Annotated in this window: 22 protein-coding genes; 7 read left to right on the top strand and 15 right to left on the bottom strand. The window is 71.5% G+C overall.

Translation table 11 applies throughout. The annotated features are described in order from the left end of the window. Positions 1 to 23: 23 nt before the first annotated feature. The gene (locus ACIBAE_RS20355; protein ID WP_399287234.1) at positions 24 to 1,694 is read left to right on the top strand and encodes a sodium:solute symporter family protein; all 1,671 of its coding nucleotides are present in this window, start codon (positions 24 to 26) and stop codon (positions 1,692 to 1,694) included. A gap of 41 nt (positions 1,695 to 1,735) precedes the next feature. Beyond that, entirely contained in the window at positions 1,736 to 2,062 is a 327-nt protein-coding gene (locus tag ACIBAE_RS20360) for a hypothetical protein (RefSeq protein ID WP_399287237.1), read from the top strand. Positions 2,063 to 2,260: 198 nt separating this feature from the next. On the opposite strand, the gene ACIBAE_RS20365 is transcribed toward ACIBAE_RS20360, so the two are convergent. The 9 genes from ACIBAE_RS20365 to rsmI form a co-directional block, all read right to left on the bottom strand. Beyond that, entirely contained in the window at positions 2,261 to 2,938 is a 678-nt protein-coding gene (locus tag ACIBAE_RS20365; protein ID WP_399287240.1) for a response regulator transcription factor, read from the bottom strand. A 176-nt stretch (positions 2,939 to 3,114) separates the two neighbouring features. Continuing rightward, positions 3,115 to 4,932 carry a hypothetical protein gene (locus tag ACIBAE_RS20370; protein WP_399287243.1) on the bottom strand — a complete coding sequence of 606 codons (1,818 nt, stop codon included), beginning with the start codon at positions 4,930 to 4,932 and terminating at the stop codon, positions 3,115 to 3,117. Between the two features lie 81 nt (positions 4,933 to 5,013). After that, the gene (locus tag ACIBAE_RS20375; protein WP_399287246.1) at positions 5,014 to 6,618 is read right to left on the bottom strand and encodes a PQQ-binding-like beta-propeller repeat protein; all 1,605 of its coding nucleotides are present in this window, start codon (positions 6,616 to 6,618) and stop codon (positions 5,014 to 5,016) included. 178 nt (positions 6,619 to 6,796) lie between these two features. Next, positions 6,797 to 8,626, bottom strand: a complete 1,830-nt coding sequence (locus ACIBAE_RS20380; RefSeq protein ID WP_399287249.1) for an ABC-F family ATP-binding cassette domain-containing protein — start codon at positions 8,624 to 8,626, stop codon at positions 6,797 to 6,799. Between the two features lie 119 nt (positions 8,627 to 8,745). Next, positions 8,746 to 9,654, bottom strand: a complete 909-nt coding sequence (locus ACIBAE_RS20385) for a 4-(cytidine 5'-diphospho)-2-C-methyl-D-erythritol kinase (protein WP_399287251.1) — start codon at positions 9,652 to 9,654, stop codon at positions 8,746 to 8,748. Next, positions 9,651 to 10,550 carry a 16S rRNA (adenine(1518)-N(6)/adenine(1519)-N(6))-dimethyltransferase RsmA gene (rsmA, locus tag ACIBAE_RS20390; RefSeq protein ID WP_399287254.1) on the bottom strand — a complete coding sequence of 300 codons (900 nt, stop codon included), beginning with the start codon at positions 10,548 to 10,550 and terminating at the stop codon, positions 9,651 to 9,653. The genes ACIBAE_RS20385 and rsmA overlap by 4 nt, the downstream gene beginning before the upstream one ends. Before the next feature lie 134 nt (positions 10,551 to 10,684). Further along, positions 10,685 to 11,551 carry a TatD family hydrolase gene (locus ACIBAE_RS20395; RefSeq protein WP_399287257.1) on the bottom strand — a complete coding sequence of 289 codons (867 nt, stop codon included), beginning with the start codon at positions 11,549 to 11,551 and terminating at the stop codon, positions 10,685 to 10,687. 57 nt (positions 11,552 to 11,608) lie between these two features. Next, complete coding sequence (locus ACIBAE_RS20400; protein WP_399287260.1) at positions 11,609 to 12,040, bottom strand: hypothetical protein; 432 nt, start codon at positions 12,038 to 12,040, stop codon at positions 11,609 to 11,611. A gap of 128 nt (positions 12,041 to 12,168) precedes the next feature. Further along, positions 12,169 to 13,047, bottom strand: coding sequence for a 16S rRNA (cytidine(1402)-2'-O)-methyltransferase (gene rsmI / locus ACIBAE_RS20405; RefSeq protein ID WP_399287262.1), 879 nt, complete (start codon positions 13,045 to 13,047; stop codon positions 12,169 to 12,171). Positions 13,048 to 13,129: 82 nt separating this feature from the next. Between rsmI and ACIBAE_RS20410 the strand changes: the two genes are divergently transcribed. The 4 genes from ACIBAE_RS20410 (at position 13,130) to ACIBAE_RS20425 (ending at position 18,037) form a co-directional block, all read left to right on the top strand. After that, entirely contained in the window at positions 13,130 to 14,851 is a 1,722-nt protein-coding gene (locus ACIBAE_RS20410; protein ID WP_399287264.1) for a dolichyl-phosphate-mannose--protein mannosyltransferase, read from the top strand. A 173-nt stretch (positions 14,852 to 15,024) separates the two neighbouring features. Beyond that, the gene (locus ACIBAE_RS20415; protein WP_399287267.1) at positions 15,025 to 16,668 is read left to right on the top strand and encodes a penicillin-binding transpeptidase domain-containing protein; all 1,644 of its coding nucleotides are present in this window, start codon (positions 15,025 to 15,027) and stop codon (positions 16,666 to 16,668) included. A gap of 149 nt (positions 16,669 to 16,817) precedes the next feature. Beyond that, positions 16,818 to 17,669 (top strand): EamA family transporter, encoded by an 852-nt coding sequence (locus tag ACIBAE_RS20420; protein WP_399287270.1) that lies wholly within the window; start codon positions 16,818 to 16,820, stop codon positions 17,667 to 17,669. A gap of 11 nt (positions 17,670 to 17,680) precedes the next feature. Continuing rightward, complete coding sequence (locus tag ACIBAE_RS20425; RefSeq protein WP_399287272.1) at positions 17,681 to 18,037, top strand: YrdB family protein; 357 nt, start codon at positions 17,681 to 17,683, stop codon at positions 18,035 to 18,037. 86 nt (positions 18,038 to 18,123) lie between these two features. On the opposite strand, the gene ACIBAE_RS20430 is transcribed toward ACIBAE_RS20425, so the two are convergent. From ACIBAE_RS20430 to ACIBAE_RS20450, 5 genes are all read right to left on the bottom strand, one after another. Beyond that, a complete protein-coding gene (locus ACIBAE_RS20430; RefSeq protein ID WP_399287275.1) occupies positions 18,124 to 18,894 on the bottom strand; it encodes an SDR family NAD(P)-dependent oxidoreductase in 771 nt (256 codons plus the stop codon). After that, positions 18,881 to 20,059: a serine hydrolase domain-containing protein gene (locus ACIBAE_RS20435; protein WP_399287278.1), complete on the bottom strand. Its 1,179-nt coding sequence runs from the start codon at positions 20,057 to 20,059 to the stop codon at positions 18,881 to 18,883. Before ACIBAE_RS20435 ends, ACIBAE_RS20430 begins: the two co-directional genes overlap by 14 nt. A 149-nt stretch (positions 20,060 to 20,208) precedes the next feature. After that, a complete protein-coding gene (locus ACIBAE_RS20440; protein WP_399287281.1) occupies positions 20,209 to 21,015 on the bottom strand; it encodes an energy-coupling factor ABC transporter ATP-binding protein in 807 nt (268 codons plus the stop codon). After that, on the bottom strand, positions 21,012 to 21,773 hold the full coding sequence (cbiQ, locus tag ACIBAE_RS20445) for a cobalt ECF transporter T component CbiQ (protein WP_399287284.1): 762 nt from the start codon (positions 21,771 to 21,773) through the stop codon (positions 21,012 to 21,014). The genes ACIBAE_RS20440 and cbiQ overlap by 4 nt, the downstream gene beginning before the upstream one ends. Before the next feature lies 1 nt (position 21,774). After that, entirely contained in the window at positions 21,775 to 22,920 is a 1,146-nt protein-coding gene (locus ACIBAE_RS20450; protein WP_399287287.1) for an energy-coupling factor ABC transporter permease, read from the bottom strand. 284 nt (positions 22,921 to 23,204) lie between these two features. On the opposite strand from ACIBAE_RS20450, the gene ACIBAE_RS20455 reads away from it, so the two are divergent. Next, complete coding sequence (locus ACIBAE_RS20455) at positions 23,205 to 23,618, top strand: SsgA family sporulation/cell division regulator (protein ID WP_399287290.1); 414 nt, start codon at positions 23,205 to 23,207, stop codon at positions 23,616 to 23,618. Positions 23,619 to 23,824: 206 nt separating this feature from the next. Here the strand turns inward: ACIBAE_RS20455 and ACIBAE_RS20460 are convergent, their stop codons facing one another. Beyond that, a complete protein-coding gene (locus tag ACIBAE_RS20460; RefSeq protein ID WP_399287293.1) occupies positions 23,825 to 26,089 on the bottom strand; it encodes an MMPL family transporter in 2,265 nt (754 codons plus the stop codon). Positions 26,090 to 26,108 lie beyond the last annotated feature (19 nt).

A 26,108-nucleotide genomic window follows, 5' to 3' on the forward strand; every position in this document is an offset into this window, starting at 1 on the left:
CTTGCGACGAAGCGAGTACCCCTATGCGATATCTGGCCGAAGGACTCCGGCTCCCGACGAACGGGCTCGACTACACCATCCTGGCGATCTACTTCGTCGTGGTCCTCGGCATCGGGTTCGCCGCCCGGGCCAGTGTGAAGACCAGTCTCGACTTCTTTCTCTCCGGCCGCTCGCTGCCTGCCTGGGTGACGGGGCTCGCGTTCGTCGCCGCCAACCTCGGCGCCACCGAGATCCTCGGCATGGCGGCCAACGGCGCCCAGTACGGGGCGTACACCGTGCACTGGTACTGGATCGGTGCCATCCCCGCCATGGTCTTCCTCGGCCTGGTGATGATGCCCTTCTACTACGGGTCCAAGGTGCGCTCCGTACCGGAATTCCTGCTGCACCGGTTCGGCCCCTCCTCCCACCTGCTCTCCTCGATCATCTTCGCGGTGTCGTCCGTGCTGATCGCGGGCGTCAACCTCTACGCGATGGCGATCGTGCTGGAAGCGCTGCTGGGCTGGCCCGAGTGGGTCGCGATCGTCGTGGCGGGCTTCTTCGTGCTCGCGTACATCACCATCGGCGGACTCTCCTCGGCGATCTACAACGAGGTGCTCCAGTTCTTCGTGATCCTCGCCGCGCTCATACCCCTGACCATCGTCGGCCTCAAGCGGGTCGGCGGCTGGGACGGCCTGACCGACTCCCTCACCGGCTCGCACGGCGGCGAATTCCTCACCGCGTGGGAGGGCACCGGCGTCGGTTCCTCGAACCCCCTCGGCGCGAACTGGCTGACCATCGTGCTCGGCCTCGGCTTCGTGATGAGCTTCGGCTACTGGACCACCAACTTCGCCGAGGTGCAGCGCGCCCTGTCCGCGAAGAACCTCTCGGCCGCCAAGCGCACCCCGCTGATCGCCGCCTTCCCCAAGATCTTCATACCCCTGGTCGTCGTGGTCCCCGGCCTGATCGCACTCGTCATGGAGCCCACGCTCGGCAAGGCCGGCAGCGGCCTGGAGTACAACGACGCGATCCCGGTCCTCATGCGTGACCTGCTGCCGAACGGGGTGCTGGGCATCGCCGTGACCGGCCTGCTCGCCGCCTTCATGGCCGGCATGGCGGCCAACGTCTCGTCGTTCAACACCGTGTTCACCAACGACATCTGGGGCGCGTACCTCAAGAAGGACCGCGAGGACGCCTACTACCTCAGGACCGGGCGGGTCGTCACGGCGGTCGGTGTGCTGATCGGCATGGGTACGGCGTTCATCGCCTCCAGCTTCAGCAACATCATGAACTACCTCCAGACGCTGTTCTCGTTCTTCAACGTCCCGCTGTTCGTGGTCTTCATCATCGGCATGTTCTGGAAGCGGACGACCCCGGCCGCCGGTTTCTGGGGGCTGCTCTCCGGCACGGTCGCCGCGATGGTGAACTACTTCTGGCTGTACAAGGGCGGGGTCATCGGCATCCCCAGCGACCAGGGCGCGAACTTCGTGTCCTCCATCGTCGCCTTCGTCGTCGGCGGCGTGGTGATGGTCGTCGTCTCGTACGTGACCCGGCCCAAGCCCGTCGAGAAGCTCGCGGGCCTGGTGTACGGCAGCCGCTCGCCCGGGATGGAAGAGCTCGCCGCCGAGGGCGACGACGCGTGGTACCGCAAGCCGGCCCTGCTGGGCTGGGGCGCGGTCGTCCTCGCCGCCATCTGCTACATCCCCTTCTCCTTCTGATTCTCCTTCTGACCTTCTCGGGCTGAGAGGCACGCATCACCATGAGCGACTACCGGAACGACGTCCAGGAGCTGGAAGAGAAGTCCGCGACAGCGGCGCGGCTCTTCGACGTACGCCGCATCATCGGCGGGCTCTTCGTGCTCTACGGAGTCATCGTCACGATCGCGGGAATCACCGCGTCCGACGCCGACCTGAAGAAGGCGCAGGACATCAACATCAATCTGTGGACGGGACTGGGCATGCTGGCGCTCGGCCTGTTCTTCCTGGTCTGGCTGAAGCTGCGCCCGACAGCGCCGCCCACGCCGGCGGAGCAGGACGAGCACCGGAGCGAGCGGGCCGCCGGCGAGCAAGCCACCGAGGGCGTGTAACACCGCTGAACGGGGCCGGACCTACCGACACCGCTGGTGAAGGGTCCGGCCCCGTCGGCGTGCGGCAGGAGGCCGGCGCGCTCCGGTCGGCGCGGCGGGGCCGCCGGAACCCTGTCCAGTACGCCCGGTCGGCCCGGTCCGGTCGGCCCGGTCCGGTCGGCCCGGTCCGGTCAGCGCGGCCCGGTCAGCGCGGTCCGGTCAGCGCGGTCCGGTCGGCGCGGCTCTGTCCAGCAGGCCCGTGCGTGCCGCCAGTGCCGCCGCCTCCAGCCGGGAGCCCACCCCCAGCTTCATCAGTACCCGCTGCACATGGGTCCTGGCCGTGCTCGGCGCGATACCCATCCCGGCCGCGATCAGCCGGGTGTCCTCGCCCTCCGCGACCCGCATCAGTACCTCGACCTCACGCGGTGTGAGCATCCGCAGCAACCGCTGCCCCTCGTCGTCCGGCTGGACCGCCGGGTTGAGCAGTTCGGCGAACGCGCTCCGGAGCAGCTGCGGTGCCACCGCCGCCTCCCCCGCCCGCGCCTTGACCATGGCCCGCTCGACGCCTTCGATGCGCTCGTCGTGCCGTACGTACCCGGAGGCGCCGGCCGCGAAGGCCGCGGCGATCCCGCGCGGGCTGGTCACCGGGCCGAGCACCACCACCGCCACCTGTGGGCGCTCCCGTTTGATCCGTACGATCGGGTCGAAGACGCCCGGCTCACCGGGTGCCGCCGTGCCCATCAGGCACACCTCGGGGGCCCTGTTCACCACCAGTTCGGCGACGCCGGCGGTGGGCGCCGCCGCCGCGAGTACCCGGTGCCCGCGCAGTTTCAGAGCGGAGGCGAGCGCCTCGGCCAGCAATCGGTGATCGTCGACCACCATGAGCCGTACGCCCATCGGGCAACCCCCATCCCCGCTTGCCCCTGGCCCCCCGGCCACCTGACCCGGCAAGCTACACGCTTGTTCGACCCTGCGCGCGCCTTACCGATCAGAAGCCCCTCGGATTGTCGAATTCCCCGCCGTTCAGGACGAGATGACGGCCGGGGAAGGGTAGAGGCAGGCCCTCGGGCGGGTCATCCGGTGCTGAACGCGAGGGCGAGGCCGGACTTCCCGTCCAGGGACGAGGTGCCTGACTTGCTCAGCGAGTTCCGGGAGAGGAACAGCCTGCCGTTCCCGTAGAGGTACTCGGTGGAGTTCGGGTAGTAGCTGTCCTCGGCGTCACGGACGGTGGCGTCGTCCGGGTTCCGCATGAGCACGGTCTGCTCGAAGGTACCGCCGTCGATGGAGACGACCTGGCCGCCCCTCTCGAACGAAGGCTCCTGGTACGCCAGGAGGTTGCCGCCGTCCATGCGCAGCGGGAACAGGGAGCGGAGGGCGGCCGCGTCGGCGCGGTCCGGTGTGGCCCTGCCCGTGGCGAGGTCGAAGGAGACGATCTCGTTGGTGTCGCCGTAGTCCTCGCCCCGGTCGTGGTCCTCGGTCGGCAGGTAGATCCGGTCGTTGCCGACCACGACCTGCCCGCAGCTCTCGACCCTGGCCGCTTCACACCGCGCCGCGTACCGGTCCGGGTCGGCCGGGATCCTGGCGCGGAGCTTGCCGGTCGTCCCGTCGAGCGAGAAGAACTCGGAGATACCGCTGCCGTCCTTCGCGGTGCCACCGGAATCGGCGGCGACGACCAGCGGTGCGGTGGAGACGATGCTCGCGTACCGGACGCCGGACGGCATGGTGTACGAGGAGACCGGCTCGCCCGTCAGCGGATTCAGGGTGCGGATGACGAGCGTCATGTCGTCGGAGAGGCCGCATCTGCGGACGGCGACCAGTGCCTGGCCGCCGCCGTATCCCCGGTCGGCGCACTGATCGGCGTGGGCCTCCGGCTGCCAGCGGATCGTGCCGTCGGTGACGTCGAACGCCGCCCCGCCGTACAAGCCTCCGGCCGCGACCGTCCTGCCGCTGAGCGTGACCTCGTCGAAGGCCGCCTTCTCGTCGCCCGTACGGGAGACGGGGACGGACCGGCTCCACAGCAGCTTGCCCGCGTCGAGGTCGATCACGCCGATCTCCGTGCACGGCGCGTAGGTGTCCTTGGGGGTCCGTTTGACGGCCTCGAAGGCGATCGCGGTCTCGTTGGTGTCGGTGACCTGCCGCGAGGCCGCGCAGACCTGGCCCGGGAGGGGGATCGTCCACAGCTGGGCGCCGGTGTCGGGGTGGTATCCGACGATCTCGTCGACGCCGGTCTTCACGTACGTGGCGCCGGTGAGCCAGGAGCCCTGGAAACCGGTGAGCTCGGCCAGCTGGGGCGCCGGCAGCGTGAAGGCCCGCCTGGACTTGACGTTGTGCGGTGCCATTTCCTTGCCGCCACCGCCGAGGACCCGTCCGCCGCCCGTGCCACCGCTCGCGCCGCCGTCCGTACCGCTGCTCGTACCGCTGCGCGTGGCGCCGCCCGCCCGGCCGGCGGAACCGCGCTTGGCGTCGTTCTTCGTGCCGTCGTCACCGGATGAGGCGAACCAGACGCCCGCGCCGATGATCAGCACCACGGCGGCGGCCGCGGCGATGATGATCCGCGGCTGCGCGGACAGCTTCCTGAGCCCGCCGCCGTCCTGCGGGGGCTGCTGGTAGGGCTGTGGCTGGGACGGGGGCTGTGTCGACTGCGGCTGCGGCTGCGGCTGTGCGGACTGCTGCGCGAGCTGCGGCGGATAGCCGTATCCGGGCTGCGGGCCCGGGTACCCGTATCCGCTGTTCGGGCCCGGGTACCCGTATCCGCTGTTCGGGCCCGGGTACCCGTATCCGGACCGCGGCGGTGGCGGCGGGTCGCCGAACCCGCCGGGCCGCGGGTCGTACGGGGCGCCGAACCCTCCCTGCGGGGGCTCGTCGGACGGCGGGGGCGGCGGCTGCGTCATGGCGTGCGTACCTCGATGGGAACTTGTGAAGAAGCCCGGGGGGAAGGGGTCCTGGAGCGGCGGAGGTCAGCCCCGCCGTGGTCACTCGCCGAAGGCCATCATGGTCGGCGTCTCCCTCTCCCCGGCGCCGTGGCCGGTGGCGAGGACCCGGCCGCCGGCCAGGTAGAAACGGCCGTCCGCGTAGGCCGGCCTCGGCGAGAAGAAGGACGACTCGACGGCGGCCGTGGACGCCGGGTGCTGCTGGATCACCTTCGGGGCGCCACCGCTCGCCGCGAGCGTCGCGATCGCGCCGCCCCGGCCGGCGGTGGCCTCCAGATAGACCAGGACCTTGCCGCCCTCGACGCGCAGCGGGGTCATCTCCCGGTCGTCGGACGCCCTGGAGCGCCACCTGGGCTTCCCGGTGTCCAGATCGAACGCGACGATCTCGTTGGTGGCCGGGGTAGCTGGGGTGGCCGGAGTGGCCGAGGTGGCGGACGTGGTGCCCTCGGTGGGCGTCGTCGACATGTAGAAGGTGTCCGTATCGGCGGCCACACCGGTGCAGCCCTCCAGGTTCTGACCACCGATGACCGGATTTCCGGCGCATGTCGGGCTGAATTTGTCCTGGCCCCCGTCGAGTTGTGAGCGCAGGATGCCGTCCGCGTCGATCGCGACCACCGTCCAGCTGTTCTTCTGACGGTTCGTCACGGAGACGATCAGCGGGTCGACCGAGTAGACCTTGTCGATCTCCCGGTCCTTGGTGAGCCGGTAGGTCCACCTGGCCCGGCCGGTGACCGGGTCGAGCTCCGCCAGCTGGTCCACGGTCTCGGAGCCGGAGCCGGAGCCGGAGCCGGAGCTGGAATCCGGGCCCGGGGCCGGGCAGTGCTCCGCCGCGATGAGCCTGCTGCCGCCGGCGTACGCGTACGGGGTACACGCGGCCGGTTCGCCGGCATCGCGCGCGTCGGTGTGGAAGAGGTCCGCGCCGTCGCTGATCCGGTAGGCGTCGGTGCCGCCCCGGCGGGCCGCCACGACGGTGCCGCCACTGTGCGTGAGGGCGATCCGCGGCCCGATGTCGAAGCTCCCCTTGTGGGGCAGCTCCTTCTTCCAGCCGAACGTGCCGGTCGTGAGGTCGACCGACCGGAGTACGCCGCATTCGCCCTTGTCGGCAGGGCCGTTGAGGATCCCGATGGTGATCTCGCCGTCGGCCGTGGGGGTGTCCGTCGCGGCGCATGCCCTGGCGGGCAGCGGGAGCGTCCACTTCTTCTTGCCGTCAGCGGTGGAATAGCCCACGATCTGCCGGTCCATGGCCTGGGCGACGGTGTCGCCCACCACCCACGGCCCGAAGGCGTCCGCGCCGCCGTCGGGCAGGCCCACGTCGTTCTTCACCATCCACACCGTGGATTCGCCGGCCGTACGCCCGGTGTCCGGGTCGCGCCCGGCGTCCTCGCTCCGGCCCGTGGAGACCGCCTCGGGACCGCCGCCGGCCTCGCCACCGGCCGCGCCACCGCCGAGGAGGAGCCACGTACCGCCGCCGACAGCCAGCAGCGCGGCGACGGTCGCGGCGAGGACGCGGCGGGACCTGCCCGCGCGGGCCTCACGGCCGGTGTGCGGAGGGGACGGGCGGCGCTGCTGGTGATACGGCCCCGGACGCGCGGGCGGCATGGCGCCCGGCGGCGTCGGCGGCGATTGCTGGCCGGGCGGCTGGGTCATCAGCGCCTTTCCCCCTTGGTCGAGCGGCGGTTCTTTTTATCACCCGGCCGGGAACGCGGGACGGGCCGGTCCCCGCCCCTCTTCCCAGGGGAGGACCGGCCCGTCAGGCGCTTGCCGGGCGTTCCGCCCGCCGTTGCCGCGCGTTCCCGCGCGTCTTCCGCGCGTCTTCCGCGCGTTCCTACGCGTCTTCCGCCAGCTCCAGCCAGCGCATCTCCAACTCGTCGCGCTCGCCGACCAGTTCCCGCAGCTCGGCGTCCAGCTTCGCCACCTTCCCGAAGTCGGTGGCGTGTTCGGAGATCTGCTGATGGAGAGTGGTCTCGCGGTCGGACATCTTGGTGAGCTGCCGCTCGATCTTCTGCAGCTCCTTCTTCGCCGCACGGCCGTCCTTGGCCGAGACGGCCCCGGACGCGGATCCCGAACCGCCGGGGCGCTCCACAGAGGTGACCGGTGCGGGCGCCGGGGCGGCGGAGGCGACCACCTTGCGGCGGCGCTCCAGATATTCGTCGATCCCGCGCGGCAGCATCCGTAGCGCCTGGTCGCCGAGGAGCGCCATCACCTTGTCGGTGGTCCGCTCGATGAAGAACCGGTCGTGGGAGATGACGATCATCGATCCCGGCCAGCCGTCGAGCAGGTCCTCCAGCTGGTTGAGCGTCTCGATGTCGAGGTCGTTGGTGGGCTCGTCGAGGAAGAGGACGTTCGGTTCGTCCATGAGCAGCCGCAGCAGCTGGAGGCGGCGGCGCTCGCCGCCGGAGAGGTCGCCGACCGGCGTCCACTGCTTCTCCTTGGTGAAGCCGAACTGCTCGCACAGCTGGCCCGCGGTCATCTCCCGGCCCTTGCCGAGGTCGACCCGGTCCCGGATCTGCTGGACCGCTTCCAGTACCCGCAGGGTCGGCTTGAGTTCGGTGACCTCCTGCGAGAGGTAGGCGAGCTTGACGGTCCTGCCGACGACGACCTTTCCGGCTTCGGGCTGGGTGTCGCCCTGGGTGCGGGCGGCCTCCGCGAGCGCGCGCAGCAGTGAGGTCTTGCCCGCGCCGTTCACGCCGACCAGGCCGATCCGGTCGCCGGGGCCGAGCTGCCAGGTGAGGTGCGTGAGCAGCACCTTGGGGCCGGCCTGGACCGTCACGTCCTCCAGGTCGAAGACGGTCTTGCCGAGGCGGGCATTGGCGAACTTCATCAGCTCGGAGGTGTCCCGGGGCGGCGGCACGTCCGCGATGAGTTCGTTGGCGGCCTCGACCCGGAAGCGCGGCTTGGAGGTACGGGCGGGGGCGCCGCGCCGCAGCCAGGCCAGCTCCTTGCGGACCAGGTTCTGCCGCTTGACCTCCTCGGTCGCGGCGATGCGCTCACGCTCGGCGCGGGCGAAGACGTAGTCGGAGTAGCCGCCCTCGTACTCGTGCACCGCGCCGCGCTGGACGTCCCACATCCGTGTGCAGACCTGGTCGAGGAACCACCGGTCGTGCGTGACGCAGACGAGCGCGGACCGCCGGGCCCGCAGATGCTCGGCGAGCCAGGCGATGCCCTCGACGTCGAGGTGGTTGGTGGGCTCGTCGAGCACGATCAGGTCCGGTTCGCCGATGAGCAGCTTGGCGAGCGCGATCCGGCGCCGCTCGCCACCGGAGAGCGGCGCGATGACGGTGTCGAGTCCCTGCGGGAATCCGGGCAGGTGCAGCCCGCCGAACAGCCCGGTGAGCACGTCCCGGATCTTGGCGTTGCCGGCCCACTCGTGGTCGGCGAGATCACCGATGACCTCGTGCCGGATCGTGGCTTCGGGGTCGAGCGAATCGTGCTGGGTGAGCACGCCGAGCCGCAGTCCGCCGTTGTGGGTGACGCGCCCGGTGTCGGCCTCCTCCAGCTTGGCGAGCATCCGGATGAGGGTGGTCTTGCCGTCGCCGTTGCGGCCCACGACCCCGATCCGGTCCCCCTCGGAGACGCCGAGAGAGACACCATCCAGCAGCGCACGGGTGCCGTACACCTTGGTGACTGCCTCGACATTGACCAGATTGACGGCCATTTCACTCCTGTACGGGGGGATCGATCGACGTCCCAGGGTAGTCGCCGCGCGCGACCCGCCGTCCTACCGCCCTGTTCTCCCGGCGGCCGGGGGAACAGGGCGGCCGCTCTCGGCGCGCGTCAGGCGGCGCCGTGTCGTACGACCGTCGCGCCGGGGGCCGGGGCCTGGGCGACGCGGGCCGTGCGGCAGGTGCCTGAGGCCAGGAGGGCTTCGGCCACCTCGGCCGCCGCGTCCGGGCCCTTGGTGAGGAAGGCCGTCGTCGGGCCGGAGCCGGAGACCAGGGCGGCCAGGGCGCCGGCGGCGGTACCGGCGCTGAGGGTGTCGGCCAGGGAGGGGCGCAGCGAGAGGGCCGCCGGCTGGAGGTCGTTGGCCAGGGTGCTCGCGAGGGCGACGGCGTCGCCGGCGCGCAGGGCTTCGAGGAGCGCGGGGTCGGCGGTCGGGGCCGGTACGTCGGTGCCCTCGGTGAGGCGGTCGAACTCCCGGAAGACGGCGGGCGTCGACAGCCCTCCGTCGGCCATCGCGAACACCCAGTGGAAGTCGCCGCCGGTGTCGAGGGGGGTGAGCTGTTCGCCGCGTCCGACGCCCAGTGCCGCGCCGCCGACCAGGCTGAACGGCACGTCGCTGCCCAGCTCGGCGCAGATGGCGAGGAGTTCGTCCCGGGAGGAGTTCAGCGACCAGAGCGCGTCGCAGGCGAGCAGGGCGCCCGCGCCGTCCGCGCTGCCGCCCGCCATGCCGCCCGCGACGGGGATGTCCTTGGCGATGTGGATGTGGACGCGCGGGTCGATGCCGTGCCGTCCGGCCAGGGCGATCGCGGCGCGCGCCGCGAGGTTGGTGGTGTCCAGCGGGACCTGGTGCGCGTCCGGGCCGGAGCAGGTGACGGTCAGCTCGTCGGCGGGCGTCACCGTGATCTCGTCGTGGAGGCCGACGGCCAGGAAGACGTTCGCGAGGTCGTGGAAGCCGTCGGGGCGTGCGGCGCCGACCGCGAGTCGCACATTGACCTTGGCCGGTACCCGTACGGTGACGCTCACGCGCCGTCCCCCCTCAGCTGCGATCCGGGTGCGCCCGCCGGCTTCGATTCGGCGATCCGCGCGAATTCCTCGACGGTCAGTGCTTCGCCGCGCGCCTGTGGTGGGACTCCGGCCGCGACGAGCGCGGCCTCGGCCGCCGGGGCGGATCCGGCCCAGCCCGCGAGCGCCGCCCGCAGGGTCTTGCGGCGTTGTGCGAAGGCCGCGTCGACGACGGCGAAGACCTCGGCCCTGGAGGCCGTCGTCTTCACCGGCTGGGCCCTGCGGACCAGCGAGACCAGGCCGGAGTCCACATTGGGCGCGGGCCAGAAGACGGTACGGCCGATGGAACCGGCCCGCTTCACGTCCGCGTACCAGTTGGCCTTCACGGACGGCACGCCGTACACCTTGTTGCCGGGCTTGGCGGCCAGCCGGTCGGCGACCTCCGCCTGGACCATCACGAGCGTCCGCTCGATGGTCGGGAAGCGCTCCAGCATGTGCAGCAGGACCGGCACGGCCACGTTGTACGGGAGGTTCGCGACGAGCGCGGTCGGTGCGGGGCCCGGCAGCTCGCGTACCCGCATGGCGTCGGAGTGCACCAGCGAGAAGCGTTCGGCGCGGGAGGGCATCCGGGCCTCGATCGTGGCGGGCAGCGCGCCGGCCAGTACGTCGTCGATCTCCACGGCCGTGACGCGGTCCGCGGCCTCCAGCAGGGCCAGCGTCAGCGAGCCGAGCCCGGGGCCGACCTCCACGACGACGTCGTCCGGGCGCACCTCGGCGGTGCGGACGATCCTGCGGACGGTGTTGGCGTCGATGACGAAGTTCTGCCCGCGCTGCTTGGTGGGGCGTACGCCCAGCGCTGCGGCCAGCTCGCGGATGTCTGCGGGGCCCAAGAGGGCGTCGGGCTCAGTGGTGCTCACCCGTAAAGCCTACGGCCGTGGTGGGGCCGCAGGCCCCCGCCGGGGGCGGGCGGGGTGCGGGTGCCGAACCGGTGGAGCCCGCCGTGCCCGCCCGACGCGGCGACCTCCCCGGGACGGACCCGCGCCGTCATGCGTCAGTAACCGAACGCATGCGCCGTGTTGCGCGAAATGGCCTCGGCCATGGCATCCTCACCGATCCCCCGCACATCCGCCATGGCGCGCAGCGTGACCGGAATCAGATACGGCGCATTAGGCCGTCCACGGTAGGGCGCCGGCGTGAGAAAGGGCGCATCCGTCTCGACGAGAATGAGCTCCAGCGGCGCTATTGTGAGCGCGTCGCGCAACGGCTGAGCGTTTTTGAAAGTGACATTTCCCGCAAAGGACATGTAGTAGCCTGCGGCGGCACAAATTCCGGCCATTTCCGCATCACCGGAATAACAGTGGAACACTGTTTGTTCGGGTGCGCCCTCGTCGGCCAGAATACGCAGTACATCGGCGTGCGCTTCGCGATCGTGGATCACGAGCGTCTTGCCGTGCCGCTTGGCGATCTCGATATGCGCGCGGAACGAGCGCTCCTGCGCGGCCATGCCCTCGGGCCCCGTCCGGAAGTGATCGAGGCCCGTCTCGCCGACGGCGAGCACCTGCGGCAGGGCGGCGAGCCGGTCGATTTCGGCCAGCGCGTCGTCCAGCGCCGTCGCGCCGCCCGCCCGCTCGCCCTGCTTCGACCAGCCGTCCGGGTCCCCGTGCACGATGCGCGGCGCCTCGTTGGGGTGGAGGGCGACCGCCGCGTGGACACGGTCGTGGGCGGCGGCCGTCTCGGCGGCCCAGCGGGAACCCTTGAGGTCGCAGCCCACCTGGATGACGGTGGTGACGCCCACCGAGGCGGCTTTTTCGAGGCCTTCCACGACCGTGCCGTCCTGCATGTCCAGGTGGGTGTGCGAATCCGCGACCGGCACCCGGAGCGGCTCGGGCAGGGGCGGCGGCGCTTGCTTCGAACTCATGGACGCGATCCTACGAGGATCGCGTCCATGAGTTCCGCGCGTGAGCTCCCGCTCACCTCACCTGCGGTGCTGGAAGGGGTGCAGGAGATCCGAGAGGTGCCAGTGGTGGCGGCCCGCCACGGCCGCCGGGGCGGTGCCGTCGGATATGCCTCCCGCCGGCTGCACGGGGTCCGTCTCCCCGGCCGTGCCGATCTGCTTCCCCTTGCCGGTGACCCCCTGGGCGGAGCCGAAGGGATCCGCCAGCGCCCGGACGGACGACACCTGTCCGGACCTCATGATGCGTACGACATGCCCGCCGCAGTTCTCGCAGGACGGGCTGGACAGCGGCGAAGGAACGCGCTGCCCGTCAGCCTTGTAAACAACGAAATTCTGGCCCGAGCCATCGACGTGGTGCTCTATGTCGTAGGACTGCTCCCAGCCGTGCCCGCAGCGCATGCAACAAAAGGCATATGCCTCGTGGGCTACGGCGGTGCCCGTGATCTCACTCATGCCAGCTCCTCTCCACTGGTCCAGTGGACGCCTTGAAAGGCGGGAGCGCATCAGCGCCTGTCGATTAATGGAATGGACTTGGCCTACTCATGCCCAAAAGCTACGGCACGCGGTCTGCGCTTTGCTTTTCACGATAGTCCTTTACTGTCCTGGGGGCCGGTGCGCGCCGCGTTTTTTGCCGCTACGACGGCATCGAACACATCACGCTTGGGCACCCCGGCGTCGGCGGCGACGGCGGCGATCGCCTCCTTGCGCCGCTCCCCCGCCTCCTCCCTCACCAGCACCCGCCGCACCAGCTCGGCGGGGTCCAGTTCACCCGGGCCCGACTCCGGAGCTCCCTCGACGACGACGGTGATCTCACCCCGTACGCCCTCGGCCGCCCAGGCCGCCAGCTCCCCGAGGCCGCCGCGCTTCACTTCCTCGTACGTCTTGGTCAGCTCGCGGCAGACAGCGGCCCGGCGGTCGGCGCCGAAGACCTCGGCCATCGCGGCGAGGGTGTCGTCGAGCCGGTGCGGCGCCTCGAAGTAGACCAGGGTGCGCCGCTCGCCCGCGACCTCCCGGAGCCGGCCGAGCCGCTCGCCCGCCTTGCGCGGCAGGAAGCCCTCGAAGCAGAAGCGGTCGACGGGCAGCCCGGACAGCGCCAGCGCGGTCAGCACGGCGGACGGACCGGGGACGGCCGTGACCTTGATGTCCCGCTCGACGGCGGCGGCCACCAGCCGGTAGCCGGGGTCGGAGACCGACGGCATACCCGCGTCCGTGACCAGCAGCACCCGCGCCCCGCCGGCCAGCGCCTCGACCAGTTCAGGGGTTCTCGCGGACTCGTTGCCCTCGAAGTACGACACGACCCGGCCCCGGGTCTGCACCCCCAGCGCCTGGGTCAGCCGGCGCAACCGCCGGGTGTCCTCCGCGGCGACCACGTCGGCCGTCTCCAGCTCGGCGGCGAGCCGGGGCGGCGCGTCCGTCACGTCACCGATGGGTGTCCCTGCGAGTACCAGCGTTCCGTTCACCCCGCCATCCTCGCAGGGCGCGGAGCCCACCCCGCACAACGGCGGGGATCCCCCACACAGCGGCGTTCCCTACGATGGCGCGGTGACCAGTACTGCGCCAGAAGCCCTGCAGGGGCACGACGCCGGCGACGAGCCGCCCACATGGCCTCAGCGGATGCGCCGATTCGGCCATGCGCCGCGGCCGGTGACCGGGCTGCGTGAGCGGCTGGTGCCGCCGTACAACCGGCCCTCCGACCGGCTGTGGGCGGTGCTCGCGGTGCCGCCCGCCGTCGCCGACCGGGTGGTCCGCTGGTCGGCCTGGGGCGGGCCGCTGCTCGTGACCCTGGTCGCGGGCGTGCTGCGCTTCTGGCACCTGGGCAGCCCCAAGGCGGTGATATTCGACGAGACGTACTACGCCAAGGACGCCTGGGCGCTCATCAACCACGGGTACGAGGCCAGCTGGCCGAAAGACATCGACAAACAGATCCTCGCCGACCCCTCCCACATCACCATCCCGGCCGAGCCGGGCTATGTGGTGCACCCGCCGGTCGGCAAGTGGGTCATCGGCCTGGGCGAGCAGCTCTTCGGGTTCACGCCGTTCGGCTGGCGCTTCATGGTGGCGCTGCTCGGGACGCTGTCGGTCCTGATGCTGTGCCGGATCGGGCGGCGGCTGTTCCGCTCGACGTTCCTGGGATGTCTGGCGGGCGCGCTGCTCGCGGTCGACGGCCTGCACTTCGTGATGAGTCGTACGGCACTTCTCGACCTCGTCCTGATGTTCTTCGTGCTCGGCGCTTTCGGCTGTCTGCTGATCGACCGCGACTGGGCCCGGCGGCGGCTGGCCGCCGCGCTCCCGGAGGACGAGGACGGGGTGCTGCGCCCGGACGCGGCGGTCGCCGAGACCCTCGGGCTCGGCCTCCGGCCGTGGCGCCTCGCGGCCGGGGTGATGCTGGGCCTGGCCTTCGGTACGAAGTGGAACGGCCTCTACATCCTGGCCGCCTTCGCGCTCATGGCGGTCCTGTGGGACGTCGGCGCGCGCCGGACGGCGGGCGCGGTACGGCCGTACGCGGCGGTGCTGCGAAGGGACCTCGTCCCGGCCTTCCTGTCGACGGTGCCGGTCGCGATCGCCACGTACATCGCCTCGTGGACCGGGTGGATCTACACGACGAAGGGCTATTTCCGGGACTGGGCGGCCACCACCGGCAAGGGAGGTGACTGGACCTGGCTTCCCGACTGGCTGCGTAGCCTGTGGCACTACGAGTACGAGGTCTACCAGTTCCACGTCAACCTGACCTCGGGCCACACCTACCAGTCGAACCCCTGGAGCTGGATCGTCCTCGGCCGCCCCGTCTCGTACTTCTACGAGTCCCCGGCGGCCGGTCAGGACGGCTGCCCCGCCGACACGGCCGGCAAGTGCGCCCGCGAGATCCTGGCGATCGGCACCCCGCTGCTCTGGTGGGCGGCCGGTTTCGCGCTCTGCTACGTCCTGTGGCGCTGGTTCTTCCGCCGCGACTGGCGGGCGGGCGCGATCGCCTGCGGGGTCGCGGCGGGCTGGGCGCCCTGGTTCCTCTACCAGGAACGCACGATCTTCCTCTTCTACGCCGTCGTCTTCGTGCCGTTCCTCTGTCTCGCGGTGACGATGATGATCGGTGCGATCGTGGGCCCGGCCGGCTCCGACGAACGACGCCGGACGATCGGCGCGGTCGGCGCGGGGGTGCTGGTCCTGCTGATCATCTGGAACTTCATCTACTTCTGGCCGCTGTACACGGGCACGGCGATCCCGGTGGACTCCTGGCGCAACCGGATGTGGTTCGACACCTGGGTGTGACGGGGCGGCCGCACCCGGTGCGGCAGGGCCGCTGCCGGGAGCCTCCGAGAGCCATCGTCGCAGTCCGGTAACGGTCACCCGAACGGTCGCCCACCGTGTCACACCCGTCCCGTAGAGTGCTGCCCAGAATTCCTTGAACATGTTCAAGGAGGCTCCTGGGGAGGGGACCGCACGTGCGCAGCGGAGTGAAGGTCGGCGTGATCGGCGGGGTGTTCCTCGTGTTCGCCGGGGGTGCGAGCTACGGGGCCTACAACGTCTACAGCGGGCTCACGGGCGGGTTCACCGACAGCACGACGACGGCCGCCACGGAGCCCGAGGTCAGGACCGGGCCGCTGACCGCCGACGAGGTCGACCAGGCGGCGAAGAAATTCCTCACGGCGTGGGCGGACGGGACCGACGCGGCCGTGGTCGCTCAGCTGACCAACAACGCGGCCGCCGCCGAGCCGGTCATCGGCGGCTACCGCGACGCGGCCCATGTGGCCGACGCGGTGATCACACCGGGCCGGGCGGTGGGCGCGAAGGTGCCGTTCACCGTCAGGGCCACGGTGGAGTTCGAGGGCCGGAGCAAGGTCTGGGCGTACAGCTCGGAGCTGACGGTGCTGCGCGGAGAGACCACCGGGCGCCCGCTGGTCGACTGGGCGCCGACAGTGATCCACCCCGACCTGACCGCGAGCACCCGCCTGGTCACGAGCGAGGCGTCGGCCCCGCCGATCCAGGCGGTCGACCGTAACGGCACGGAGCTGACGAAGGAGAAGTACCCGTCGCTCGGGCCCGTCCTGGACGAGCTGCGCAAGCGGTACGGCTCCGCCGCCGGAGGCTCGGCCGGCATCGAACTGGCCCTGGAGAGCGACGACGACACGGTGCCGGCGCACACACTGCTCACCCTGGCCGAGGGCAGGACGGGCACGCTGCGGACCACGCTGGACGCGCGCGTGCAGGCGGCCGCCGAGCAGGCCGTGAAGAAGTTCAGCGAGGCGTCGGTCGCCGCGGTCAGACCGAGCACGGGTGAGATCATCGCCGTCGCCAACAACCGCGCGGACGGCTGGAACGCGGCGATGCTCGGGCAGCAGGCACCCGGCTCCACGATGAAGATCGTGACGGCGGCGATGCTGATGGAGAAGGGCCTCACCGCCCCCGGCCGGCCGGCCGACTGCTCCCCGGACGTGCTGTATCAGGGCCGTACCTTCCACAACCTGAACGGTTTCTCCCTGCGGAACAGCACGTTCGCGGAGAGTTTCGCCCGCTCCTGCAACACCGCCTTCATCCACCTCATCGACGAGACCAAGGACGACGGGGCGCTGGCCGCCGAGGCCCGGCAGGTCTTCGGCATCGGCCTCGACTGGCGTACCGGCGTCACGTCCTTCGACGGCAGCGTCCCCCCGGCCGGCGGTGGCGAGGCGGCGGCCCAGTACATCGGGCAGGGCACGATCCAGATGAACGTCCTGAACATGGCGTCCATCACGGCCACCGCCAAGGACGGCGGCTTCAAACAGCCCGTCATCGTGCCGCGGTCGCTGGACGGCCGGGAGCTCGCGCGGGCCGAACGCCCGCTGCCGGGTTCCGTGGCCCAACAGCTGCGGGACATGATGCGGCTCACAGCGACGAGTCCGTACGGCACGGCCACGAAGGCGATGTCGGGGCTGGGCGGCGACAAGGGCGCGAAGACCGGCTCGGCCGAGGTCGACAACCAGTCCGCGTCCAACAGCTGGTTCACCGGTTTCCAGGACGACTTGGCCGCGGCGGCGGTCGTCGAGTCCGGCGGGCACGGCGGCGACGCGGCGGGCCCGGTGGTGGCGGCGGTCCTGGCCGCCGGATGACGGCGGGTCCTGGCGGAGGGCCCTCGTGCGCGTGCCGGGTGTCGCGACGGGACAGAGCGCGCCCGAAATGGCACTAACGTGCGAACCATGAGCGATACCGGCCTTCGCGTCCCACCCTCTTCCGTCGAGTTCCCGTCCGAGCGCGCGGCATGACCTCCCTCGTCGCCGTCGCGGTGCTCCTCGCCGCCCTCACCCACGCCACGTGGAACGCCATCGCCCACACCATCAGGGATCAGCTGGTCGCCTTCACCCTGATCGCCGGTGGCGCGACGGCGATCAGCGCGGTCGCCGCCTTCTTCGTCCCGTTGCCGCACGCGGCGGCCTGGCCGTACCTGGTGGCCTCCGCGCTGCTGCATGTCGGCTACCAGGCCCTGCTGATGCGCTCGTTCAGCCTCGGCGACTTCGGCCAGATGTATCCGATCGCGCGCGGCACGGCACCGCTGGTGGTCACCGTGCTGGCCGCCGTCTTCGTCGGTGAGTCGCTGGACGCCTGGCAGGGCGCGGGCGTCGCGGTCGCCTCCGCGGGGCTGGTCGGCGTGGCGTTGTGGGGCATGAAGGGCGCGAAGAACAAGCCTCAGTGGCCGGCCCTGGTGGCCGCGCTCGCGACGGGTCTGTCGATCGCCGCGTACACCGTCGTGGACGGCGTCGGCGTCCGCGCGTCGGGCTCGCCGATCGGCTACATCGCCTGGCTGATGATCATGGAAGGTGTCCTGGTCCCGGCGTACGCCGTGTACGCACGGCGCGGCCAACTCCTCGCCCAGCTACGCCCGCACGCCCCCCTCGGCCTCCTCGGCGCGGTCCTCTCTATGCTGGCGTACGGCCTGGTCCTGTGGGCCCAGACCCGCGCACCTCTGGCCCCCGTCGCCGCACTCCGCGAATCGTCGATCATCGTCGGCGCGGCGATCGGCACGGTGGTCTTCAAGGAGCGCTTCGGCGGCCCGAGAATCGCGGCGGCGGGCCTGATGGTGGTGGGCATCAGCCTGATGCTGTACGCGAGTTGAGGAGAACGAAGATGCCGCTCGACGACCGGCCGTGGTACGTGGCCAACGAAGTACTGGCGTTCGTGCTGGAGTTGGTCGCCCTCGGCGTGCTGGCCTGGTGGGGCACGACGGTGGGAGGCAACGCGGCCGTCTCCGCCCTCCTCGCCGTCGGAACCCCTCTGCTCGCGGCTGTCCTCTGGGGCCTGTGCGCGGCTCCCCGGGCGAAATACCGCCCGCCGCTGCCCGGCGTGCTGGCGGTCAAGGCGCTGGTCCTGCTCGGTGCCGCCTGCGCGCTGTGGTCCATAGGCCACCCGGCGGCAGCGGCGGTCCTGGCCGTGGTCGTCGTGGCGAACACGGCGACGGCCGAGGTCTTCCGCAAGGCCGTCTGACCCGCCGGGCGGCCGGGTCGGGCCCGCCTCCGTCTCCCGGCGCCGCCGACCCGGGACCCGCACGGACACCCGCGCCCGCGCGGCGGTCAGCTCTCGCCCCCGATCGCCCGCCGCAGCCCCGCGTTGCTCGTCAGGAGCCCGCCGTCCACGGGCAGCGTCGCGCCCGTGATCCAGGACGCGTCCGCCGACGCCAGAAAGGCGACCGCCGCCGCGATGTCCGCCGGGGCGCCGACCCTGCCCATCGGGTAGTGGGCCGCCGCGCGGGCCAGTGCGGGTTCGCGGCCCGCCCAGGCGTCCGTGTGGATGGTCCCCGGCGCGACGAGGTTGACGCGGACGCCGCGTGGCGCCGCGTGGCCCGCGAGCGTACGGGTCAGGCTCGCCAGGCCCGCCTTGGCCGCGCTGTAGGCGTGGTTGCCGAAGTCCTGCTCACCGTTGACCGAGCCGATCATGACGATCGAGCCCCGGCCCGACGCCACCAGGTGCGGCAGGGCGGCGCGGGCGCAGCGGAAGGCGCCGGTCAGCGTGATGTCGAGATCACGCGCCCACGCCTCGTCCGGCTCGTCCTCGAACAGCGCGGCATCCGGCGAGCACGCGTAGGCGTTGTTGACCAGGACGTCGAGCGAGCCGAAGCGTTCGACGGCGTACGCCACCGCCGCCTCGACCGAGGAGCGGTCGGCCACATCGCAGCCGAGAGCCACCGCGCCCGGGATGGATCCGGCGGCCGTCGCGGCCCGCTGCTCATCGAGGTCGGTGATCAGGACGCGGGCCCCTTCGTCCGCGAGCCGGCGCGCGGTGGCCTCGCCGATGCCGCGCCCCGCGCCGGTGATCAGTACGCCGTAGCCGTCATATCGCTTCATCCGGCGATGATGTCGCCGACCGCACGGCCCGCACCAGAGCCTGTGCGCGCGGATCCGCCGTGACGCCCTTGCGCATTCCGTTCGTCACATAGCCGAACGCGATCCCCGACTCGGGGTCGGCGAAGCCCAGCGAGCCGCCGCGCCCCGGGTGTCCGAAGGAGCCGGGGCCGAGCAGCGGGGCCGCCGGGCCGTGCAGCATGAAGCCCAGGCCGAAGCGGGTGTTGACGACGAGGACCCGGTCCGGTCCTGCGGATTCCTCGGTACGGGCCAGGGTGAGCGTGGCCGGGGCGAACAGCCGCTGGCCGTCCACCGGGCCGATCATCGCGGCGTAGCAGCGGGCCAGCGCGCGGGCGGTCGAGATGCCCCCGGAGGCGGGGAGTCCGGCGGCGCGGTAGGCCGGGTCGTTCTCGTCCGGCAGCGGATCGATCACCCCGAACGCGCGCCGGGTGAGCGACTCCGGGTCCTGGTAGGCCTCCGAGACCGAGCGCTTCGGCCGCAGTCTGAGGACGCCCCCGACGGCGGACGGCTCCTCCACCGGGCCTATGCGCCCCACCCGGTGCGCCTCCTCCGCCGGCAGTCCGACCCAGAAGTCCAGGCCGAGCGGGCGGGCGATCTCCTCGGCGATCCACCGGCCGACGCTGCGGCCGGTGACCCGCCTGATCAGCTCGGCTATCAGCCAGCCGTAGGTGTGCGCGTGGTAGCCGTGGTCGGTGCCCGGCTCCCAGACGGGCCGCTGCGCCGCCAGCGCGCGCGCCCCGGACTCGCCGTCGATGGCCTCGGCCGGGGTGAGCGGCCGGTCGAGTACGGGCACCCCGGCGCGGTGCGAGAGCAGGTGCCGTACGAGCGCCCGTTCCTTGCCGGCGGCCTTGAACTCCGGCCAGTACGTGCCGACCGGCGCGTCCAGATCGATCTGACCGCGCTGGTGCAGCAGCAGCGGTACGGCGGCGGCGACGCCCTTCGTCGCCGAGCGCACGACCTGCGCGGTGTCCACGGCCCACGGCTCGGGGCCGTCCACATCGCGCGTCCCGGCCCACAGGTCGACGACCTTGCGGCCGTCCCGGTAGACCGTGACGGCCGCGCCGCGTTCACCACGCTGTTCGAAATTCCGTACGAAAGCGTCCCTGACCGGCTCGAAGCCCGCCGCCACCGTGCCCTGGACGTCCACGCCCGCACTCCCGCCCGTCGTCCGCCACGCCCCGGCGGCGCGACCCCTCTATGGTGCAACGTGCCCCGGCGCCACCGTACGCGGGTCGGGACGGCGGGGAAGCGGGTCGGGACGACACGGAAGCGGGGCGGCACGACACGGAGCGCGGGTCAGGGCGATACGGGCCGCGGGTCGAACGACACGGAACGCGGGTCGAAACCGAACGGCAGCTCCAGCCGGTGCGCGCCCATCAGTTCCTCGTCACCGAGGAGTTCCCGGGTGGGCCCGTCCGCCGCGATGGCACCGTCGCTCAGGATCACCGAGCGCGGGCAGAGTTCGAGGGCGTACGGCAGGTCATGGGTGACCATCAGCACCGTGATGTCCAGCGACCGCAGGATGTCCGCCAGCTCACGCCGGGACGCCGGGTCGAGGTTGGACGAGGGCTCGTCGAGGACGAGGATCTCCGGTTCCATCGCCAGCACGGTCGCCACCGCGACCCGGCGGCGCTGGCCGAAGGAGAGGTGGTGCGGCGGCCGGTCCGCGTACTCCGCCATCCCGACCTGTGCGAGCGCCGCGACAACCCGGGCCTCCAGCTCGGGGCCGCGCAGCCCGGAGGCCGCGGGGCCGAACGCCACGTCCTCCCGCACGGTCGGCATGAACAGCTGGTCGTCCGGGTCCTGGAAGACGATGCCGACGCGGCGGCGGATCTCGGCGAGATTCCGCTTGGCCACCGGCAGACCGGCGACCGCGACCGAACCGGCCCCGGCGGTGAGGATGCCGTTGAGGTGCAGCACGAGCGTGGTCTTGCCGGCGCCGTTCGGCCCCAGCAGGGCGACCCGCTCACCGCGCCCGACGGTCAGATCGACACCGAAGAGGGCCTGATGCCCGTCGGGGTAGGCGTAGGCGAGGCCACTGACCTGGAGGGAGACCTCGGCGGAGGCCGGGGGCGGGGGGACGACTACGGGTTCCACACTCATAGGGACCAGCCAAGCAGACAGACGGCGAGCGCCGACAACGGGAGCGCGGCGGCGTACGACCACTGCGCCCGGGACGCGGTCACCTCGTCGATGACCGGCATGGTGCCCGCGTATCCCCGGCTCACCATCGCCAGATGGACGCGCTCACCCCGCTCGTAGGAGCGGATGAAGAGGGCGCCCGCGGACTTCGCCAGCACGCCCCAGTGCCGTACGCCCCGGGCCTCGAAGCCGCGCGAGCGCCGGGCGATCGACATCCGGCGCATCTCGTCGGTGATGACATCGCCGTACCGGATCATGAACGACGCGATCTGGACCAGCAGGGGCGGCAGTTTGAGCCGCTGCAGACCGAGCAGCAGCGACCGCAGCTCGGTCGTCGAGGCGAGGATCACGGACGCGGCGACACCGAGCGTGCCCTTGGCGAGGACGTTCCAGGCGCCCCAGAGGCCGGGAACGCTCAGCGACAGCCCCAGGAACTGGACCTGGTCGCCGGGGACGACGAACGGCATGAGGACCGCGAAGGCGACGAACGGGACCTCGATCAGCAGCCGGCGCAGCAGGAACCCGGGGGGAACGCGGGCCACGCCCGCCACCGCCGCGAGCAGCGCCGCGTACAGCCCGAACGCCCAGATCGCCTCGCGCGGGGTGGAGACCACCACGATGACGAAGCAGAAGACGGCGGCCAGCTTGCAGTGCGGCGGCAGGTCATGGACCACCGAGTGCCCGTGCCGGTAGAGCTTGTGGGCATGCCCCGCGCCCATGTCAGACGCTCCGGCCGGCGGCGGCGATGCCGGCGGAGCCCGAACCGGCCGAACCCGAACCGCCGGACGTACGGCGGCGGCGCACCGCGTAGAAGACGCCGCTGCCGACGACGACCGTGGCGCCCACCCCGATCACGCCCGCGACGCCCCCGGAGATCCGCGCGTCGGAGATCTCGGTGATGGCGTAGTCGGCGAGCGGGGAGTCGGCGGAGTGGTGCGGCTGGGCCTTCTCGTCGATGCCCTGGTCCGCGGCGACCTTCTCCAGGCCGTCGGGGCTGGCAGAGGCGTAGAAGGAGAGGAAGCCGGCCACGACGAGGGCGGTGACCAGGCCCGTCGCCCAGATCGTACGGGTGGAGCGGGCGGCCACCGGGGCGGCCGGCGAACCGGAAACGCCGGCCGCTCCCCGGCCGCCGGACGTTCCGGGCGCACCGGAGGGCCCGGCGGAAACGGCCGGCCTCGCGTCCACCAGCTCACCGCCGACGCGGAGCTTCAGCGGCCTGGACAGTCCCCGGGCGCCGTACACGAGGTCGGGCCGGACGGCGATGACGGCGCCGACGGTCAGCGCGGTGATCGCGGCCTCGCCGATCCCGATGAGCACATGGACACCGACCATCGCGGTCAGCACCCGGCCGATCGGGATGTCCGTGGTCCCGCCGATCGCGTAGATCAGTGTGAACGCGGCGGCGGCGGCCGGTACGGAGACCAGCGCGGCCACGAAGGTGGAGACGGTCACGGAGCGGCGCGTCCGGGGCAGGATCCTGACCAGCCCGCGGAAGAGCAGGTAGGAGACGACGGTGGTCACCACGCCCATGACCGTGATGTTCACCCCGAGCGCGGTGAGTCCGCCGTCCGCGAAGAGGATGCCCTGCATCAGCAGGACGACGGCGATACAGAGGACTCCGGTATAAGGGCCGACCAGGATCGCGGCGAGGGCGCCGCCGAGCAGGTGTCCGCTCGTCCCGGCCGCGACCGGGAAGTTGAGCATCTGCACGGCGAAGATGAACGCGGCGACGAGCCCGGCGAGCGGCGCGGTGCGCTCGTCGAGCTCGCGGCGGGCGCCGCGCAGGCTGACCGCCACGGCTCCCGCCGCGACGACTCCGGTGGCTACCGAGACGGGGACATCGATGAATCCGTCGGGGACATGCATGGCGGGCTCCGCTTTCTGCGGGAAGTGCGGGGTCGGTCGGGTCGTCTGATGATAGGGCCCTCTTGCGAACAGCTTGCAAGAGCAGGTTGTATGCGAGTCGCCCGGACGATGTTCCGCAGACGTGCTGGAGGTGTGCCGGAGGTGAAGCTGTGTCTCAATTGACGTGCTTTGTAAAATGAAATCCCAAATATCCGATAGTTCGAGTAGTTCGCAGAGGTTCGAGGTAGGTCCCGAGCTCAAGGAAGCGTGCTCCCCGTTCCGCCCCAGCCGCAGAGGAGCCAGCGATGCCCCCCGTCGTCGAGCAGCCCGCCAAGGCCCGTCTCATCACGGACGCACCTCACCCCAAAACCGTCGCGGTCACCCTCCGCTACGACGGCGCTGATCCGCTGGCCATGCGCATCGTCTTCCCGCCCGAGGTCTCGCTCGACAACGACGAGGTCGTCTGGGCCTTCGCCCGGGACCTCCTCGAGTCGGGCCTGCGGCTGCCCTCCGGCTACGGCGACGTACAGGTATGGCCCTGCGGCCGGGCCCAGACCGTGCTGGAGTTCCACTCGCCGGAGGGGGTGGCCATGGTCCAGTTCGACTCGGCGCCCCTGCGCCGCTTCCTGAAGAGTTCGTACGCGATGGTCCCGATCGGCGAGGAGCGCCACGACATCGAGGTCGAGAACGAACTGAGCAAGCTGCTGCACCGGACCTGACGTACGGCGAACTCCCCGCGAGTGCGCTACAGCGCTCACGCACAACGGCGTACGGCGGCTTACGTACAGCGGCCCGGTCGCGCACCCTCTTCAGGGCGTACGACCGGGCCGCGTGCACCGCCCCGGCTCCCGTCCCCACGGTGACCGGCGCGTACCGGGACCGCGCGCCGCTCACGCAGCGGTCCCGGGGCAGAGAGGTGCGGGCGTCAGGCGCGGACCAGCTCGCGCTCCGGACCCGCGCCACCGTCAGGACCGCCGGGACCCTGCTCCGGGTCCGCCGCCGCGAGCCGCTTGCGCAGCGCCTCGCCCTCCACGTCCACATTCGGCAGAACGCGGTCCAGCCAGCGCGGCAGCCACCAGGCCTTGTTGCCGAGCAGCGCGAGCACGGCCGGCACGATGGCCATCCGGACCACGAACGCGTCGAAGAAGACGGCGATGGCGAGCCCGAAGCCGATCATCTTGATCATCGCCTCGCCGGAGCCGATGAAGCCCGCGAAGACGGCGATCATGATCACCGCTGCGGCCGAGACGACCCGCGCGCCGTGCCGGAAACCGGTGACGATCGCGCCGCCGGGCCGCTCCCCGTGGACGTACGCCTCCCGCATCCGGGTGACGAGGAAGACCTCGTAGTCCATGGCGAGACCGAAGACCACGCCCACCATGAAGATCGGCATCATCGACATCACCGGGCCGGTCTGCTCGACCCCCAGGAGACCGCCGAGCCAGCCCCACTGGAAGACCGCGACGACGGCGCCCAGGGCCGCGACCACCGAGAGCAGGAAGCCGAGCGCCGCCTTCAGCGGCACCAGCACGGACCGGAAGACCACCATCAGCAGCAGGAACGCCAGGCCGACGACGAGCGCGAGGTAGGGCAGCAGCGCGTCGTTCATCTTCTGCGAGAAGTCGATGTTCATCGCCGTGGCGCCGGTGACGAGCACCTCGGCCCCGCTGTCCGCCTTGAGGTCGCCGCCCGCCTCCCGGATGGAGTGGACCAGGTTCTCGGTCTTGACCGAGGAGGGGCGGTCCTTGGGGATCACCGTGATGGTCGCGGTGTCGCCGGCCTTGTCGAAGTTGGCGGGGGTGACGACGGCGACGCCGTCCATCTTCTTGACGGTGTCGGCGATCCGGCCGGCCGCCACCTTGGTGTTGTCGTTGGCCTTGCCGTCGACGACGAGCATCAGCGGCCCGTTGAACCCGGGGCCGAAACCGTCGGAGAGCAGGTCGTACGCCTTGCGCTGGGTGGTGTCGACCGGCTGCGAGCCGGCGTCCGGCAGGCCCAGCTCCAGCGAGGTGGCCGGGATCGCGATGACCCCGAGACCGACGACCCCGGCGACCAGGACGGCGACCGGACGGCGCAGGACGAAGCGCGCCCAGCGGGTGCCCAGATTGGGCTTCTCCCCGGCTGCCCCGCCCCCGGTGGACCGGTGCTCCAGCTTGTTCTCCAGCGCCGTACGGTCCTTGCGCCCGTGCACCCGCTTGCCCGCGAAGCCCAGCATCGCCGGGATGAGGGTGAGGGCGATGAGGACGGCGACCACGACCGTGCCGGCGGCGGCGAAGCCCATCTTGCTCAGCATCGGGATGTTGACGACCGCGAGGCCGACGAGCGCGATGACCACGGTCAGACCGGCGAAGACCACGGCGGATCCGGCCGTGCCGACGGCGCGACCCGCGGCTTCCTCGCGTCCTCGGCCCTCGGCCAGTTCGGCGCGGTAGCGGGAGACGATGAACAGCGCGTAGTCGATGCCGACCGCGAGCCCGATCATCATCGCGAGGGTGGACGTCGAGGAGCCCAGGTCGAGGGCGCTCGCGAGCGCGGTGATCGAGGAGACCCCCACGCCCACCCCGATGAGCGCGGTGATCAGCGGCAGCCCGGCGGCGATCAGCGATCCGAAGGTGATGACGAGCACCACGGCGGCGATGGCCACACCGATGATCTCGGTGGACCCGGTCTCGGGGACGGCCTGGAGCGCGTCACCGCCGATCTCCACCGCCAGTCCCTGCTCCCGCGCGTCGGCGCCGGTCTCTTCCAGCGCCGTGCGGGTCTCGTCGGTCAGCTCCATCGAGCCGGCCTTGTACGAGACCTGGACGTACACCGTGGAGCCGTCCTTGGAGACGGCGTTCTGGGTGTACGGGTCGGTCACCGAGGAGACCTGGTCGGAGCCGGACGCCAGCTGGTCCGCGATCTCGCGCACCTCCGCCTTGTGTCCGGCGTCGGTCATCTTCTCGCCGGCGGGTGCCTTGAAGACGACGCGGGCGGTCGCTCCGTCGGCGCGCGCGTCGGGGAAGCGCTGGGCGAGCAGGTCGAAGGCCTTCTGGGCCTCCGTCCCCGGGATCGAGAAGGAGCTGGAGGTGGCGGCGGGCGCGGTGGCGGCGCCGAAGCCGGCGAGTGCCAGCAGCGCCACCCACACCAGGAGGACATAGCGGCGGCGCCGGAAGGCGAGCCGCCCGAGCTTGTAGAGGAACGTGGCCACGAGGGCGTACTCCCGGTCT

It is taken from the genome of Streptomyces sp. NPDC051569 (assembly GCF_044454085.1).
Classification (GTDB): Bacteria; Actinomycetota; Actinomycetes; order Streptomycetales; family Streptomycetaceae; genus Streptomyces.